General features: G+C 66.6%; 12 protein-coding genes. 10 read left to right on the forward strand and 2 right to left on the reverse strand.

The features are described 5' to 3' along the window. Nucleotides 1–107 precede the first annotated feature (107 nt). The 4 genes from ABID37_RS09585 (at nt 108) to ABID37_RS09600 (ending at nt 4,332) form a co-directional block, all read left to right on the forward strand. Nucleotides 108–953 (forward strand): ABC transporter permease, encoded by an 846-nt coding sequence (locus ABID37_RS09585; protein ID WP_354194040.1) that lies wholly within the window; start codon nt 108–110, stop codon nt 951–953. Beyond that, nucleotides 950–1,786, forward strand: coding sequence for an ABC transporter permease (locus ABID37_RS09590; RefSeq protein WP_354194041.1), 837 nt, complete (start codon nt 950–952; stop codon nt 1,784–1,786). The genes ABID37_RS09585 and ABID37_RS09590 overlap by 4 nt, the downstream gene beginning before the upstream one ends. Continuing rightward, entirely contained in the window at nt 1,783–2,877 is a 1,095-nt protein-coding gene (locus ABID37_RS09595; protein WP_354194042.1) for an ABC transporter ATP-binding protein, read from the forward strand. Before ABID37_RS09590 ends, ABID37_RS09595 begins: the two co-directional genes overlap by 4 nt. A 129-nt stretch (nt 2,878–3,006) precedes the next feature. Further along, the gene (locus ABID37_RS09600; protein WP_354194043.1) at nt 3,007–4,332 is read left to right on the forward strand and encodes an MFS transporter; all 1,326 of its coding nucleotides are present in this window, start codon (nt 3,007–3,009) and stop codon (nt 4,330–4,332) included. A gap of 66 nt (nt 4,333–4,398) precedes the next feature. On the opposite strand, the gene ABID37_RS09605 is transcribed toward ABID37_RS09600, so the two are convergent. Then, nucleotides 4,399–5,403 carry a GlxA family transcriptional regulator gene (locus ABID37_RS09605; protein WP_354194044.1) on the reverse strand — a complete coding sequence of 335 codons (1,005 nt, stop codon included), beginning with the start codon at nt 5,401–5,403 and terminating at the stop codon, nt 4,399–4,401. Between the two features lie 126 nt (nt 5,404–5,529). Between ABID37_RS09605 and ABID37_RS09610 the strand changes: the two genes are divergently transcribed. From ABID37_RS09610 to ABID37_RS09635, 6 genes are all read left to right on the forward strand, one after another. After that, complete coding sequence (locus ABID37_RS09610) at nt 5,530–6,783, forward strand: sarcosine oxidase subunit beta family protein (RefSeq protein WP_354194045.1); 1,254 nt, start codon at nt 5,530–5,532, stop codon at nt 6,781–6,783. 13 nt (nt 6,784–6,796) lie between these two features. Next, complete coding sequence (locus ABID37_RS09615) at nt 6,797–7,099, forward strand: sarcosine oxidase subunit delta (RefSeq protein ID WP_354194046.1); 303 nt, start codon at nt 6,797–6,799, stop codon at nt 7,097–7,099. Continuing rightward, nucleotides 7,096–10,095, forward strand: coding sequence for a sarcosine oxidase subunit alpha (locus tag ABID37_RS09620; protein ID WP_354194047.1), 3,000 nt, complete (start codon nt 7,096–7,098; stop codon nt 10,093–10,095). Before ABID37_RS09615 ends, ABID37_RS09620 begins: the two co-directional genes overlap by 4 nt. Nucleotides 10,096–10,104: 9 nt before the next feature. Then, complete coding sequence (locus ABID37_RS09625; protein ID WP_354194048.1) at nt 10,105–10,665, forward strand: sarcosine oxidase subunit gamma; 561 nt, start codon at nt 10,105–10,107, stop codon at nt 10,663–10,665. 262 nt (nt 10,666–10,927) lie between these two features. After that, complete coding sequence (gene ggt, locus ABID37_RS09630) at nt 10,928–12,541, forward strand: gamma-glutamyltransferase (protein ID WP_354194294.1); 1,614 nt, start codon at nt 10,928–10,930, stop codon at nt 12,539–12,541. Nucleotides 12,542–12,561: 20 nt separating this feature from the next. Next, entirely contained in the window at nt 12,562–13,521 is a 960-nt protein-coding gene (locus ABID37_RS09635; protein ID WP_354194049.1) for a 2-hydroxyacid dehydrogenase, read from the forward strand. Nucleotides 13,522–13,539: 18 nt separating this feature from the next. Here ABID37_RS09635 and ABID37_RS09640 read toward each other — a convergent pair whose 3' ends face one another. After that, the gene (locus ABID37_RS09640) at nt 13,540–14,469 is read right to left on the reverse strand and encodes a LysR substrate-binding domain-containing protein (RefSeq protein WP_354194050.1); all 930 of its coding nucleotides are present in this window, start codon (nt 14,467–14,469) and stop codon (nt 13,540–13,542) included. Nucleotides 14,470–14,477: the final 8 nt, after the last annotated feature.

Genomic DNA, 14,477 nt, shown 5'->3' on the forward strand with positions numbered 1-14,477 from the left:
CGCCAGTTGACCACAGGCGGGGCAGGGGCGTTCGCGCCTGCCCCATTCCCGCAATCCCTGCACGGCAGCCGGCCGGCAGGGCGGATCATGAGCCTGGAACCGAGGCGATGCGGAAGTCGATCACACTCTACGGACTGACCTTTTCCCTGCCGATGCTGGTGTGGCAGGTGATGTTCTTTCTGGCGCCCCTGCTGTTCCTGATCGCGCTCAGCTTCTGGACAGTGCGGAATTTCCGCATGGAGCCGGATTTCGATACCGTCAACTGGGTCCGGATGCTCGGCCGCGGCGTCTTCTGGGACGCCTATCTGCGCACTTTCGGGCTGGCGACGGCGGCGGCGGTCATCACCAGCGCGCTGGCCTTTCCCTGCGCCTATGCCATCGCCTTCAAGCTGTCGGAGACGGCGCGGCGCTGGGCCGTGTTCCTGATGGTCATTCCCTTCTTCACCAGCTATCTGGTGCGGGTCTATTCTTGGCAGATATTCCTTTCTGACAACGGCATCATCAACGCCCTGCTCGCCCAGGCGGGGCTCGGGCCGTACGGCATGCTCAACTCCAATTTCGGGACCATGGTCGGCTACCTGACCCTGAGCTTCCCGCTCGTCGTGCTCCTGCAACTGTTCAGCCTGGTGTTCGTCGACAGGACGCTGATCGAGGCGGCGCACAATCTGCGCTGCGGCCGGTTGCGCACCGTGTTCGAGGTCGTCGTGCCCTCGGCAAGGGTGGGGCTCGTCATCGCGGCGCTGTTCTGCTTCATCCTCACCTTCGGCGATTTCGTCAGCCCCCTCTATCTCGGCGGCGGCGATCCGCCCACGCTGTCGATCCTGATCACCGACACCACCAAGTCCGGCCAGCAATGGCCGCGCGCGGCGGTCATCGCGCTGACCATGATCGCGACCTTGCTCGCGGTCGCCTTCGCCGCCGTGCGCTATGCCTACAGGGAGCGCGGACGATGAACACCTTCAACAGCAACCGGCTGATCGACTGGGCGCTGAAGCTCTACGTGCTGCTAGCTTTCGCCTTCATCTTCGCGCCGATCGCGGCGAGCTTCGTCTTCTCCTTCAATGTCGACCGCTTCCCCTCGCTGCCGCTCGGCGGGTTCTCGACGGTCTGGTACGAGGCGGTTGCGGCCGATCCGCTGGTCTGGGAAGGCCTGCGCAACACGCTGGTCGCCGGGCTTGTGGTGTCGGTGCTGGCGACGGCCCTCGGTTTCGGCGCGGCCTATACCGATTTCCGCTACAGGTTCTTCGGCAAGAACCTCTATCTCGCGCTGGCGCTGCTGCCGCCGACGATCCCCGTGGTCATCCTCGGCCTCGCCATGCTGGCGTTCCTGTCCAACATCAACCTGTCGGGCGCCATCCATTCGGTCATCATCGCCCATGTGGTGATGTGCGCGCCCTTCGCCATGGCGATCATCCGCCTCAGGCTGTCCCAGATGGACCCCACGCTGGAGGCAGCGGCGTGGAACCTCGGCGCATCGGAATGGAAGGCGATGCGCCATGTCATCGTTCCCTTCTGCAAGCCGGCGATTTTTGCGGCGCTGTTCATCACCATGGCCGTCTCCTTCGACGAGTTCGCCGTCGCCTGGTTCGTCTCGGGCCTCAACGAGACGCTGCCGGTCAAGGTGCTCGGCTTCCTCCAAGGGCAGGTCAGCCCGCGCATCAACGTCATCGGCACCTTCGTGTTCATCGCCTCGATGACGCTGGTGGTGCTGGCCCAGATCCTGCTCATGAAACGCAGCGCCGCGCCGAGGGCAGCGGCCATTCCAGCCGGAGTAGAGCTGTCATGACCGACCAGCCCCTCGTCGTCTTCGACGGCGTCGCCAAGCGTTTCGGAAGTTTCGTCGCCGTCGAGAAGACGGACTTCGAAATCCGCAAGGGCGAGTTCCTTGCCATCATGGGCTCCAGCGGCTGCGGCAAGACCACGACGCTGCGCATGCTGGCCGGGCTCGAGGCGCCGAGCGAGGGCGAAATCCGCCTCGCCGGCAAGCGCATCAACGATCTGCCGACCTGGAAGCGCGACACGCCGATGGTGTGGCAGAGCCTTGCCCTGTTTCCGTTCCTGACGGTGCGCGAGAATGTCGAGTTCAGCCTGCGCATGCGCGGCGTCGGCAAGGCGGAGCGCCGCAGGCGCGCCGATACCTGGCTGGAGCGGATGCAGATCACCGAGTTCGCCGAGCGCAATGTCGCGCATCTTTCAGGCGGCCAGCGCCAGCGTGTGGCGCTTGCCCGTTCGCTGGTGACGGAGCCGGAAATCCTGCTGCTCGACGAACCGCTTTCGGCGCTCGACGCGCATCTGAAGGTGCGCATGCAGACGGTGCTTTCCAACTTGCAGCGCGAACTCGGCATCACCTTCGTCTATGTCACGCACAGCCAGTCGGAAGCCTTCTCGATGGCCGACCGCGTCGTCATCATGAGTCGCGGCCGGATCGAGCAGATCGGCAATCCGCAGGAAATCTACCGCGCGCCGCACACCCGCTTCGTCGCCGAGTTCCTCGGCTCGTCCAACATCTTCGCCGGCAATGTCTCTTATGCCAACGGCCAGTCGGTGAAGATCGCCACGCCGGCCGGCGAGTTCATCGTCGTGCCGAATGCGGCGCGCCGGCTCGCCAAGGGCGACAAGGCGACCTTCGTGGTCTCGGACGACCGCGTGCAGCTCAGCAACGAGCCGCCGGCCGACGGCTATAACGGCATGCAGGCCTCGGTGGTGGGCGAGGAGTTCGTCGGCGCCACGGCGGTCATTCACCTCGAGGGAGCCGATCGCACCGAGATCAAGGCGCAGAAGAGCCATGAGGAACTGGAGAAGCTGAACCTGGAGCCGGGCGCACTGATCTGGGTGTCGTGGCGGCCCGAAGCCACGCACATCCTGCCCGGCGAATAGGGTTCACGGCGGCGGCCCGCGCCGCGCACAGGCGGGCATATGAGAGGAGCAGGGTCCACCGGCCGCGCTGTCTGCGGGCGGACGATCGCGGCCGTCGGTCCGATACCGGCGATTGAAGGGAGAAGAACGATGACCACAACCGATGCCATTGCAGCGGCCGGCCGGCCGCTGGACCAGACCGAGGCGTCGCCGGAGGTCCTGCGCAAGGTGCTGACCGCCAGCTTCATCGGCAATTTCGTCGAATGGTTCGACTATGCCTCCTACGGCTATTTCGCCACGGTGATCGCGGTGGTGTTCTTTCCCGAGATCGCGCCGGCGGCGGCCCTGCTCGCCACCTTCGCGGTGTTCGCCATCTCCTTCGTGATCCGCCCGGTGGGCGGCATCGTCTGGGGGGCGATCGGCGACCGGATCGGCCGGCGCGCGGCGCTGTCGTGGTCGATCATCATCATGTCGGTGGCGACGACGCTGATCGCCGTGCTGCCGTCCTATGCGCAGGTGGGATTGCTGGCGCCGGTGCTGCTGTTGCTGGTGCGCATGGTGCAGGGCTTCTCCGCCTCGGGCGAATATGCCGGGGCCGCCTCGTTCATCGCCGAATATTCCCCGACTTCCAGGCGCGGCTTCTACACCAGCATGGTGCCGGCGAGCACGGCGGCCGGGCTGCTTGCGGGATCGCTGATGTCGGCCGGCCTCTTCGCCATGCTCAGCGCCGAGGACATGCAGTCCTATGGCTGGCGGCTGCCGTTCCTGCTGGCTGCGCCGCTGGGGCTGATCGGCCTTTACATCCGCCTGCGGCTGGAGGACACGCCGAAGTTCCGCCAGCTGGAAAAGGCGCATCACGTCGAGGCCACGCCGGTGCGCGAGCTGTTCACCAGCTACCGGCCCCAGATCGCCATCGCTTTCGGCGCGACCTGCCTCAACGCGGTCGGCTTCTACCTGATCCTGAGCTACATGCCGACCTATCTCATCACCGAGATGGGCATGGGCCAGAGCGAATCCTTCATCGCCACCAGCATCGCGCTCGCCGCCTACATCTTCTTCATCTTCCTGATGGGCATGCTGTCGGATCGTTTCGGCCGCAAGACCGCGCTGATCGTCGCCTCGGTGCTGTTCATGGTGCTGACGGTGCCGCTGTTCACCATGCTCGACGGGGCCAGCTTCTGGACCATTGTGCTGATCCAGATCGCTTTCGGCGCGCTGCTGACGATCAACGACGGGACATTGCCGTGCTTCCTGTCGGAAATCTTCCCGACCAGGGTGCGCTACAGCGGCTTCGCCTTTTCCTTCAATGCCGCCAATGCGCTGTTCGGCGGCACGGCGCCGTTCGTGGCGACCTGGCTGATAGCCGCCACCGGCAGCAAGCTGGCGCCGGCCTGGTATCTGGTCGCGGCGGCGGTGATGGCGCTGGTGGCCATGGTGGCCGCCACCGAAACCGCCGGCAAGCCGCTGAAGGATTGAGCTGGCGGCGCACAGCAGACTTTGAAGCGAGGCGGGCGTTTGCCCGCCTCTTTTTTCGAGCCGTTCTCAGTTTGCTTTGCGGAACGATGCCGGCGTGGTGCCGTGCCGCTCGCGGAAGGCGCGGATGAAGTGCGAGGAATCGCAGAAGCCGCATGCGGTCGCGATCCCGGTCACCGATTGCTCGCTGTGGCGCAGCAGGAATTCGGCATATTCCAGCCGCATGATCTTGTAGGCCAATGCCGGGCCCATGCCGACACTGGCCTGGAAATGCCGCTCCAGCTGGCGCCGGCTGGCGCCGAGCCGCCTGGCGGTCTCCGTGGCCGACAGTGGCGTGTCAATGTTCTGCTGCATCAGGAGCAGCGCCTTCTTCACCAGCGCGTCGTCGGTGGCCAGATCGAGCGGAATGCCGGGCTGCGGCTTCTCCGCCCGCAGCGCGTCGTCGATGATCATGATGTGCAGGCTCTTGCGGGCCTGCGCGCGGCCGACATGCTTTTCCACCAGATGCGCGGCCAGATGGGCCGAGCTTGCGCCGCCCGAGCAGGTCAGCCGGTCGCGGTCGACGATGAAGATCTGGTCCGAAACCGGTTTCAGCCCGTCGAACTGCTCCAGGAAATCGGCATGGTGGAACCAGCTCACGCAACAGCGATAGCCGTCCATCAGGCCGGCGCGGTGCAGGATGAAGGCACCGGTGCACACCCCCGCCAACGGCACCTTCGCCGCCGCCGCGCGTTGCAGGTAACGCGTATAGTCGGGGCTCAGGTTGGGGATTTCGTCGATCAGCCCGCCGACCACGACGATGTAATCGAACTTGCGTGGATCGCCGAGCCGCTCATTGGGCTGTACCAGCACGCCGCAACTCGACGCCACCGGGCTCATCGTGTCCGATAGCACCGTCCATTCGCACAGGATCGGCCGGCTGCGGTCGCCCTCATCGGCGGCAAGGCGCAGCACGTCGACGAAATTGGCGAAGGCGCACAGCGTGAAACGGCGGGCTAGGATGAAGCCCACCGACAGGCGCGGGGCAGGGCTGGCGCGCCCCGGCTGCTGCCTGGACCTGACGCTTTGTTCCATAGGGCCTCCCCCAGCCTGCCTGTCGAAGGGGCTGTCGCAGGGATAACATTACGCTGACGCAATCGTTCTGTCCAACATGGCGGCGTTTCATGAATAGTGCGGCCATGTTGAACACCGGGGAGTGCCATGACCCGCTTTTCGTTTTCGTCGCTCCTGACCAATGCCCTGACCGGCAACAAGAACTGGCAGCCGCAATGGCCCGATGCCGAGCCCAAACCCGAGTATGACGTCATCATCGTCGGCGCCGGCGGCCACGGCTTGGGGGCGGCCTATTACCTGGCCAGGGAATACGGCATCACCAATGTCGCCATCATCGAGAAGGGATGGCTGGGTGGCGGCAATACCGGGCGCAACACCACCATCATCCGCTCCAACTATCTCTATGACGAGTCCGCCGGCATCTACGAGCATGCCATGAAGCTGTGGGAGGGCCTGAGCCAGGAACTCAACTACAACATCATGTTCTCGCAGCGCGGCGTGATGATGCTGGCGCACAATGTCCACGACGTGCAGAGCTTCAAGCGCCACATCCACTCCAACCGGCTGAACGGCATCGACAATGAGTGGCTGACGCCCGAGCAGGCCAAGGACTATTGCCCGCCGCTCAATATCGCCGCCAATGCCCGCTACCCGGTGATGGGTGCCGCCTTGCAGCGGCGCGGCGGCGTCGCCCGCCACGACGCGGTGGCCTGGGGCTATGCGCGCGGAGCCGCCGCGCGCGGCGTCGACATCATCCAGAACTGCCCGGTGACGGCGATCCGACGTGGGCCGGACGGTCGCGTCATGGGCGTCGAGACGGCGAAAGGCTTCATCAAGGCGAAGAAGGTCGGCGTCGTCGCTGCCGGCAACACCTCTGTCGTGATGGACACGGCCGGCGTGCGCCTGCCGCTGGAAAGCTATCCGCTGCAGGCGCTCGTCTCCGAGCCGGTGAAGCCGATCTTCCCCTGCGTGGTCATGTCCAACACGGTGCACGCCTATATCTCTCAATCGGACAAGGGCGAGCTGGTGATCGGCTCGGGCACCGACCAGTATGTGTCCTACAGCCAGCGCGGTGGCCTGCCGCTGATCGAGCACACCGTGGCGGCGATCTGCGAGGTGTTCCCGATCTTCACCCGCATGCGCATGCTGCGCAAATGGGGCGGCATCGTCGATGTCACGCCTGACCGTTCGCCGATCATCGGCAAGACGCCTGTGCCGGGCCTCTACGTCAATTGCGGCTGGGGCACGGGCGGTTTCAAGGCGACGCCGGGTTCGGCGCATGTCTTTGCCCACACCATCGCCCGCGACGAGCCGCACCCGATCAACGCGCCGTTCACGCTGGAGCGCTTCACCACCGGCCGGCTGATCGACGAGGCGGCGGCCGCCGCCGTCGCGCACTGAAGGAGGTTCCGCGATGCTGCTTATCCGTTGCCCCTATTGCGAGGCCGAGCGCCCGGAACTTGAATTCACCTATGCGGGCGAGGCGCATATCGTGCGGCCCGCCGATCCGTCGAAGCTGAGCGACGAGGAGTGGCGCGACCATCTCTTCATCCGCTCCAATCCGCGCGGCCTTCACTATGAACGCTGGCGCCACCAGCATGGCTGCGCGCGCTTCTTCAACGCGGTGCGCGACACCGTGAGCGACAAATTTGTGATGACCTACAAGGCCGGGCTGCCGCGCCCGAGCGAGACCGAACTCGAGGATGCACGGTCATGACCAGCTACCGCATTTCCGGCAAGGGCCGCATCGACCGCTCGAAGCCGGTGCGCTTCACCTTCAACGGCGACAGCTACAACGGCTATCAGGGCGATACGCTGGCCTCGGCGCTGCTCGCCAACGGCGTGCATCTGGTCGGCCGCTCGTTCAAGTATCACCGCCCGCGCGGCATCCTGTCGGCCGGGTCGGAGGAGCCGAACGCGCTGGTCGGCACCCGTCGCGGTCCGGGGCGCTTCGAGCCCAACACGCGGGCGACGGTGCTTGAGGTATATGACGGGCTCGCCACCACCAGCCAGAACCACTGGCCGTCGCTGAAGCGCGACATCGGCGCGATCAATGACGCGCTCTACATGCTGTTTTCGGCCGGCTTCTACTACAAGACCTTCATGTGGCCGAAGAGCTTCTGGAACAAGGTCTACGAGCCGTTCATCCGTGGCGCCGCCGGCCTCGGCAAGTCGCCGACCGAACCGGACCCGGACAGCTATGCCAGCCGCTTCGCCCATTGCGACGTGCTTGTCGTCGGCGCCGGCCCGACGGGCCTGGCGGCCGCGCTTGAGGCCGGCCGCAGCGGCGCCAGGGTCATGCTGGTGGACGAGCAGGCCGAGCCCGGCGGCTCGCTGCTGTCGGAAACGGATGCGCGCATCGACGGCCGCTCCGGCTGGGACTGGCTGAAGGCGGCCACCGACGAACTGGCGGCGCTGGCGAACGTCACCGTGCTGCCGCGCACCACGGCCATCGGCTACTACCACCAGAATTTCGTCGGCCTGTGCCAGCGGCTGACCGATCATCTTCCCAACCCGCCGCAGGGTGCGCCGCGCGAGCGCATGTGGAAAGTGCGCGCAGAACAGGTGGTGCTGGCGCAGGGCGCGATCGAAAAGCCGCTGGTGTTCGACGGCAACGATCGCCCCGGCGTCATGCTGGCGGGCGCCGCGCGCAGCTATCTCAACCGCTATGGTGTCAAGGTCGGCAACCGCCCGGTGGTGGTGACCTCGCACGACAGCGCCTGGCTCGCCGCCTTCGACCTCACCGAGGCCGGCGCGAAGGTTGCGGCCATCGTCGATATCCGGCCCGAGGTCGCCGGCCATCTGAAGCAGCGCGCCGCTGCCCTGGGGATCGAGGTGCTGACCGGCTGGACCGTTACCGGCACCAGCGGCCGGTTGCGCGTCGCCTCGGTACGCGTCAACCCGATCAGTCGCGGCGGCGTGGTCGGGCCCGCCCGCACCATTGCCTGCGATGCGCTCCTGATGAGCGGCGGCTGGACGCCGAGCGTGCATCTGTTCTCGCACACCAAGGGCAAGCTCGACTGGCACGAGGACGGCCAGATGTTCCTGCCGGGTGAACATGCCGAGGCGAGCCGCTGCGCCGGCGCCGGCAATGGCAGCTTCGGCCTTGCGGCCGCGCTTGCTGAAGGTGCCGAAGCCGGTGCGGCAGCGGCGGCAGACGCCGGCTTCAAGGCGAAAGCGGGCAGCTACGCGGTAGAGGGTGAGATGGCGCTGACCGGCGTCAGCAACCGCGAATTGCCGACCGACCGCAATGCGTCGAAGGCCAAGGCCTTCGTCGATTTCCAGAACGACGTCACTGCCAAGGACATCCGCCTTGCCGTGCGCGAGGGCTTCAAGTCCATCGAGCACATCAAGCGCTACACCACCACCGGCATGGCGACCGACCAGGGCAAGACCTCCAACATCAACGGCCTCGCCATCGCCTCGGATGCGGTGAAGCGGCCGGCACCGGCGGTGGGCCTCACCACCTTCCGCCCGCCCTACACGCCGACGACCTTCGGCGCTTTCGCCGGCTACAATCGCGGCGAGCTGTTCGAGGTGACGCGCAAGACGCCCATCGACGGTTGGGCCGAGGAGAACCGCGCCGTGTTCGAGCCGGTGTCGCTGTGGCGCCGCGCCTGGTATTTCCCGAAGCCGGGCGAGGACATGCATGCCGCCGTGGCGCGCGAATGCAAGGCGGTGCGCGAGTCGCTCGGCATGTTCGACGCCTCGACGCTCGGCAAGATCGAGATCGTCGGGCCGGATGCTGCCGAGTTCCTCAACCGCATGTACACCAATCCGTGGTCGAAATTGGCGCCCGGCCGCTGCCGCTACGGCCTGCTGCTCGGCGAGGACGGCTTCATCCGCGACGACGGCGTCATCGGCCGCATGACCAGCGACCGTTTCCACGTCACCACCACGACCGGGGGTGCTGCGCGGGTGCTGGCCATGATGGAGGACTATCTCCAGACCGAATGGCCGGATCTCAAGGTCTGGCTCACGTCCACCACCGAGCAATGGGCGGTCATCGCGCTGCAAGGACCGAACGCGCGCAAGCTGCTGGAACCGCTGGTCGAGAGCATCGACCTGTCGGAAGAGGCCTTCCCGCACATGTCGGTGGCCGAAGGGCGCATCTGCGGCGTGCCGACCCGGCTGTTCCGCATGAGCTTCACCGGCGAGCGCGGCTATGAGGTCAACGTGCCGGCGCGCTACGGCCGTGCGGTATGGGAAAAGCTCCACGAAGCCGGGCAGGAATACGGCATCGTGCCCTATGGCACCGAGACCATGCACGTGCTGCGGGCCGAGAAGGGCTACATCATCGTCGGCCAGGACACCGACGGCACGCTGACGCCGGACGATGCCGGCCTCGGCTGGGCCATCGGCAAGGCCAAGCCCGATTTCGTCGGCAAGCGCTCGCTGACCCGGCCGGACATGGTGAAGGACGCCCGCAAGCAACTCGTCGGCCTGCTGACGGCGGACCCGAACACGATACTGGAGGAGGGCGCGCAGATCGTGCTCGACCCGAACCAGAACCTGCCGATGAAGATGGTCGGCCACGTCACCTCCTCCTACTGGAGCGCCGCGCTCGGCCGTTCCGTCGCGCTGGCGGTGATCGAGGGCGGACGGGCGCGCGAGGGAGAGACGGTGCATATCCCGATGCCGGGCCGCACGCTGGAGGCCAGCGTCACCGGAACTGTGTTCTATGATCCTGAAAACAAGCGCCTCAGTGCGTAGGAGTGACCCATGCTGCATGAACATCACCCGCTGGTGGGCCGCGAGATCGCGGTCCGGGAAGCCGCTCCGCTCAGCATCCGCGTGGCTGCCGATTGTGCCCGCTTCAACCTGAGGCTCGATCCGTCACACATCGAGAAGGCGTCGAAGGCTTTCGGCCTGAGACTTCCGGCGAAGATCGGCGCCGTCGCCGTCGCCGGCGGCAGGATTGCGGCCTGTCTGGGGCCGGACGAATGGTATCTGACGGCGCCGCTGGCCGAGCAGGAAGCCGTCGAGGCTGCCTTCGCCGACCTCTACGCCACGGCGATCCACAGCCTCGTCGATATCGGCCATCGCGAGGTGGGCATCGAGGTGGAGGGCAGGGCGGCGCTGCTTGCGCTGCGCTCGGCGATCGCCTTCGACATCGAGGCGATGCCCGTCGGCAGCGGCTGCCGCACCATCTTCGACAAGGCCCAGATCGTGCTGCTGCGCGAGGCGGAGCACCGCTTCCGCATCGAGGTCTGGCGCACCTTCGCCGATCATGTCTGGGGCATTCTTCAGGCCGCCAGCCGCGAAGTCGCGCTCGATATCTGACCGAATTTTTCCGGACCCGGCCTAGCTTTCCAGCCATCGGCAATGGTCAGCCGCCAATTTCGGCCCCTGCCGGATCGCGGCCCGGGGTTGGCCGGACCGCATCCGGAATATGTGCTTTCCGACTTTTCTTCCCGCTATCTTCGCCTTAAGCCTTCGGCTTGAAGGCTGACCCCGAACCGCCGCCGGACGTCAGCCGATGTGTAGCGAGGAAGTCGTGTTGACCCACCCAAATCTCCCCTTCACCTGCGAGAAGCGCCCGGCGATGGGGGCGAGAGGGGTGGTGGTGACCAATGCGCCGCTGGGCACCGCCGCCGGCAACGAGATGCTGGCGGTTGGCGGCAATGCCGTCGATGCGGCAGTGGCGGCGCTGCTGACGCTCACCGTGGTCGAGCCCATGATGGTGGGTATTGCCGGCGGCGGCGTTTCGCATATCCGGCTGGCGGACGGGCGGCATGTGGTGGTGGACGCGCTGTCGACGGCAGGTGCGGCGATGAGCGCAACCATGTTCACCCCGGTCTCGGACCTGCCGGGGCAATATATGGATACGCTGGAGCGCCGCAATCTGGTCGGCCCCTCGGCCGTCGCGGTGCCGGGCAACCTGCGCGGCTGGTGCCTGATGCACGAGAAATACGGCAAGCTGCCTTTTGCCGACGTCGTCGAGCCGGCAATTCGCGCCGCCGCGCGCGGCTTTGCCGTAAGCCACTATCTGAACGGGGCGATCCGCGAACACCAGGCCGACCTCGCGGCCGATCCCGAGATGGCACGCATGATGCTGCCCGGCGGCGCACCGGCCGAACCCGGTAGCCGCATGGTGATGGGCGCCTATGCCGACAGTCTTCGGCTGGTGCAGGCCGAGGGCGCATCGGCGCTGCACGGCGGCGCGCTGGGGCGGGCCCTGATCGAGCGGCTCCAGACCGGCGGCCCGGATGCGAGCGTGCTGACATTGGACGATCTCGCCTCCTACCGTGCCGTCGAGCGCGAAGCGATCTTCGGGAATTATCGCGGCCACACCATCGCCGGCCCGCCGCCGCCGGCCTCATCCGGCGTGCATGTCGTGCAGATGCTCAACATGCTGGAGAACTACGACGTCCGTGCCATGGGCTTCGGCACTGTCGAAAGCCTGCATCTGCTGGCCGAGGTGATCCGCATCGCTTTCGAGGATCGGCGCGCCGCGTCGGGCGATCCCGATTTCGTCGACGTGCCGGTCGACCTCTACACCTCCAAGGATTACGCCCGCATCTGTCTCGGCCGGATACGGGACTTGCCCCGCCTGATGCAGCCGCGACTTCGTGAAAGCGGCGATACCACCCATGTCACCGTGGCCGACCGGGACGGCAATGTGGTTGCCGCCACCCACACCATCAATGGCCTGTTCGGGGCGCGCATCATGGTGCCGGGCACGGGGATCATCCCCAACAACTACATGCTGAACTACGACCCGCGTCCCGGCAAGGCGATGTCCATCGCGCCCGGCAAGCGGGTGCCGACCTCGATGGCGCCGATGATGGCGCTGAAGGACGGCAAAATGCTCTTTGCCCTTGGCCTGCCGGGCGGGGTGCGGATCTTCCCTTCGGCCATGCAGGCCATCGTCAACCTGATCGATCACGGCATGAGCCTGCAACAGGCGGTCGAGGCGCCGCGGCTGTGGACCGATGGCCACCATATGGAGCTGGAGCCTGCCTATGCGCCCATGGAAGCGGCGCTCGCCGCCGGCGGCCGCGAGGTGAGGCTGGTGAAGACCATCGGCGGCGGCATGAACGCCATCGCCTTCGGCGAAGACGGGATGATGACCGGTGCCGCGTGCTGGCGTGCGGACGGCACCGTCATGGCCCAGGGCGGAGGGCTGGCCCGGCCCGGCGTGCGGTTCCATATTTGAATGCGAAGATCGGAGTGCGAATGGTGCGACTGGTGATGCTCGACCCCACGACGCCTGCCCGGCTGGACCGGATACGGCCGTTCCTGCCGGAAGGGTGGGAACTGGCGACCACGGCCTCGCGCGCGGCCGGGGACCAGATCGCCGCCCTTTCGGGCGCGACCTTCGGGATCACCGGCGACGTGCCGGTCACGCCCGAGATGATGGCCACCCACGGGTTGCGCGCCATCCATAAATGGGGCGTCGGCTACGACAACATCGACCTCGACGCGGCGCGCCGGCACGGCGTGCGGGTGCTGCGCACCACCGGCTCCAACGCGGTGACCGTGGCCGAGACGACGCTGGGCCTGATCCTCGCCCTGAACCGCAATCTCGTGCGCGGCCATGTCGGTATCCTCGGCGGCGAATGGCGCAAGGGCGAGTTGTCGCCGACATCGATGCGGCTCTCGGGCAAGACAGTGGGCATCGTCGGCATGGGGTATATCGGCAAGGCGCTGGCGCGGCTGCTCTCCGGCTTCGGCTGCACGATCCTCTACACCAAGCGCACGCCCCTGAGCGCTGCGGAGGAGGCCGAAGCGGGGATCCGGTTCGCCCCGCTCGAGGAACTGCTGCGGAGCGCCGACGTGGTGACGCTCAACTGCGAGCTGAATGCCTCGACCCGCAATCTGATCGATCGCCGCACGCTGGCGCTGATGAAGCCCGATGCGCTGCTGGTGAATGCCGCCAGGGGCGGGGTGATGGTCGAGGCGGATGTGGCCGAGGCCATCCGCGAAGGGCGGCTGCGGGGCGCGGGAGTGGATGTCTTCGAGTTCGAGCCTGTATCGGCGGACAATCCGCTGGTCGGGCTGGATCGGGTCATCACCACGCCGCATATCGGCGCCGTCTCGGCCGACGGGTTCGCGCCTTCGATCACCAGGATGATCGGCAACCTGCATGCCATCGCCCGTGGCGAGGATCCGAACCCGGTCGACGTTCTGGTGTGATGCGGTCCGCCGGCCGCTTCAGGAAACGGGCTCCTGGCCGTAGCGTTGCGCAAGCTCCCCGGCAACGTGCCGGGTCGTGGCGATGAAATCCCGCACGATGGGCGAGGTTTCGCCCGTCGGCCAGGCGACGACCAGATCGATGGAACGCGGCAGTTCGGGGATCGGCCGGAATTCGAGGTAGGGCGAGCGGATATTGACAATCCATGAGGGCATGATCGCCACGCCGAGGCCCGACGCCACCTGTGCCGCCACCGCCGTGGTGTGCGTGCATTCCTGCACCACGCGCGCCTGCAGCCCGGCCTTTCTCAGGGCGGCCATCATGATGGTGGCGTATTTGGCGCCGAGAATGGGTGCGTAACCGATCAGCGGTTCGTCGAGAAAGTCATGCAGCGCGATCTCGGATTTCTCCGCCAGACGGTGGCCGCGAGGCAATGCGGCGACGAATCCCTCGCTCAGGATGGTTTCGACCTGCATGTGGGCGGCGCGCTCGGTCGGGCGGATGAAGGCGATGTTGATCTCGCCCGTCTCCAGTGTCCGCAACTGCTCGGCGGTGCCCAGCGGCACGACATCGACGATTACCGCCGGCCACAGCTTGCGGAATGCCGCCAGCACCGGCGGGATCACGTGGGTCATGGCCACGTTGACGCCTGCGACCGTGATGCGGCCTGTCGCTTCGCCGGCCATGGCTCTTGTGTGCGCCACCGCGCGGTCGGCGGCGTCCAGAAGCTCGCGCGCATGGCGAAGCAGCGTATGGCCCGCCGACGTCAGCCGGGTCCGCCGCGTGGTGCGGTGGAACAGGGCAACGCCCAGCCGCTCCTCCATCAGCCGGATCTGCTGGCTCAGCGGCGCTTGCGCCATGCCCAGCCGCTCGGCGGCACGTCCGAAATGCAACTCCTCCGCCAGACAGACGAAGTAACGCAACTGGCGCAGATCGACCCCGCTATTCATATCGAAAA

This window comes from Aquamicrobium terrae (genome assembly GCF_040545735.1).
In the GTDB taxonomy this organism is placed as follows: domain Bacteria; phylum Pseudomonadota; class Alphaproteobacteria; order Rhizobiales; family Rhizobiaceae; genus Mesorhizobium; species Mesorhizobium terrae_A.

What these genes read in the sequence shown, in the direction of transcription:
- ABID37_RS09590 (WP_354194041.1), top strand. Translation starts at nt 950, where the DNA reads ATGAACACCTTCAACAGCAACCGGCTGATCGACTGGGCGCTGAAGCTC.
- ABID37_RS09615 (WP_354194046.1), top strand. Translation starts at nt 6,797, where the DNA reads ATGCTGCTTATCCGTTGCCCCTATTGCGAGGCCGAGCGCCCGGAACTT.
- ABID37_RS09640 (WP_354194050.1), bottom strand. Translation starts at nt 14,469, where the DNA reads ATGAATAGCGGGGTCGATCTGCGCCAGTTGCGTTACTTCGTCTGTCTG.
- ABID37_RS09605 (WP_354194044.1), bottom strand. Translation starts at nt 5,403, where the DNA reads ATGGAACAAAGCGTCAGGTCCAGGCAGCAGCCGGGGCGCGCCAGCCCT.
- ABID37_RS09625 (WP_354194048.1), top strand. Translation starts at nt 10,105, where the DNA reads ATGCTGCATGAACATCACCCGCTGGTGGGCCGCGAGATCGCGGTCCGG.
- ABID37_RS09585 (WP_354194040.1), top strand. Translation starts at nt 108, where the DNA reads ATGCGGAAGTCGATCACACTCTACGGACTGACCTTTTCCCTGCCGATG.
- ABID37_RS09600 (WP_354194043.1), top strand. Translation starts at nt 3,007, where the DNA reads ATGACCACAACCGATGCCATTGCAGCGGCCGGCCGGCCGCTGGACCAG.
- ggt (WP_354194294.1), top strand. Translation starts at nt 10,928, where the DNA reads ATGGGGGCGAGAGGGGTGGTGGTGACCAATGCGCCGCTGGGCACCGCC.
- ABID37_RS09635 (WP_354194049.1), top strand. Translation starts at nt 12,562, where the DNA reads ATGGTGCGACTGGTGATGCTCGACCCCACGACGCCTGCCCGGCTGGAC.
- ABID37_RS09610 (WP_354194045.1), top strand. Translation starts at nt 5,530, where the DNA reads ATGACCCGCTTTTCGTTTTCGTCGCTCCTGACCAATGCCCTGACCGGC.
- ABID37_RS09620 (WP_354194047.1), top strand. Translation starts at nt 7,096, where the DNA reads ATGACCAGCTACCGCATTTCCGGCAAGGGCCGCATCGACCGCTCGAAG.
- ABID37_RS09595 (WP_354194042.1), top strand. Translation starts at nt 1,783, where the DNA reads ATGACCGACCAGCCCCTCGTCGTCTTCGACGGCGTCGCCAAGCGTTTC.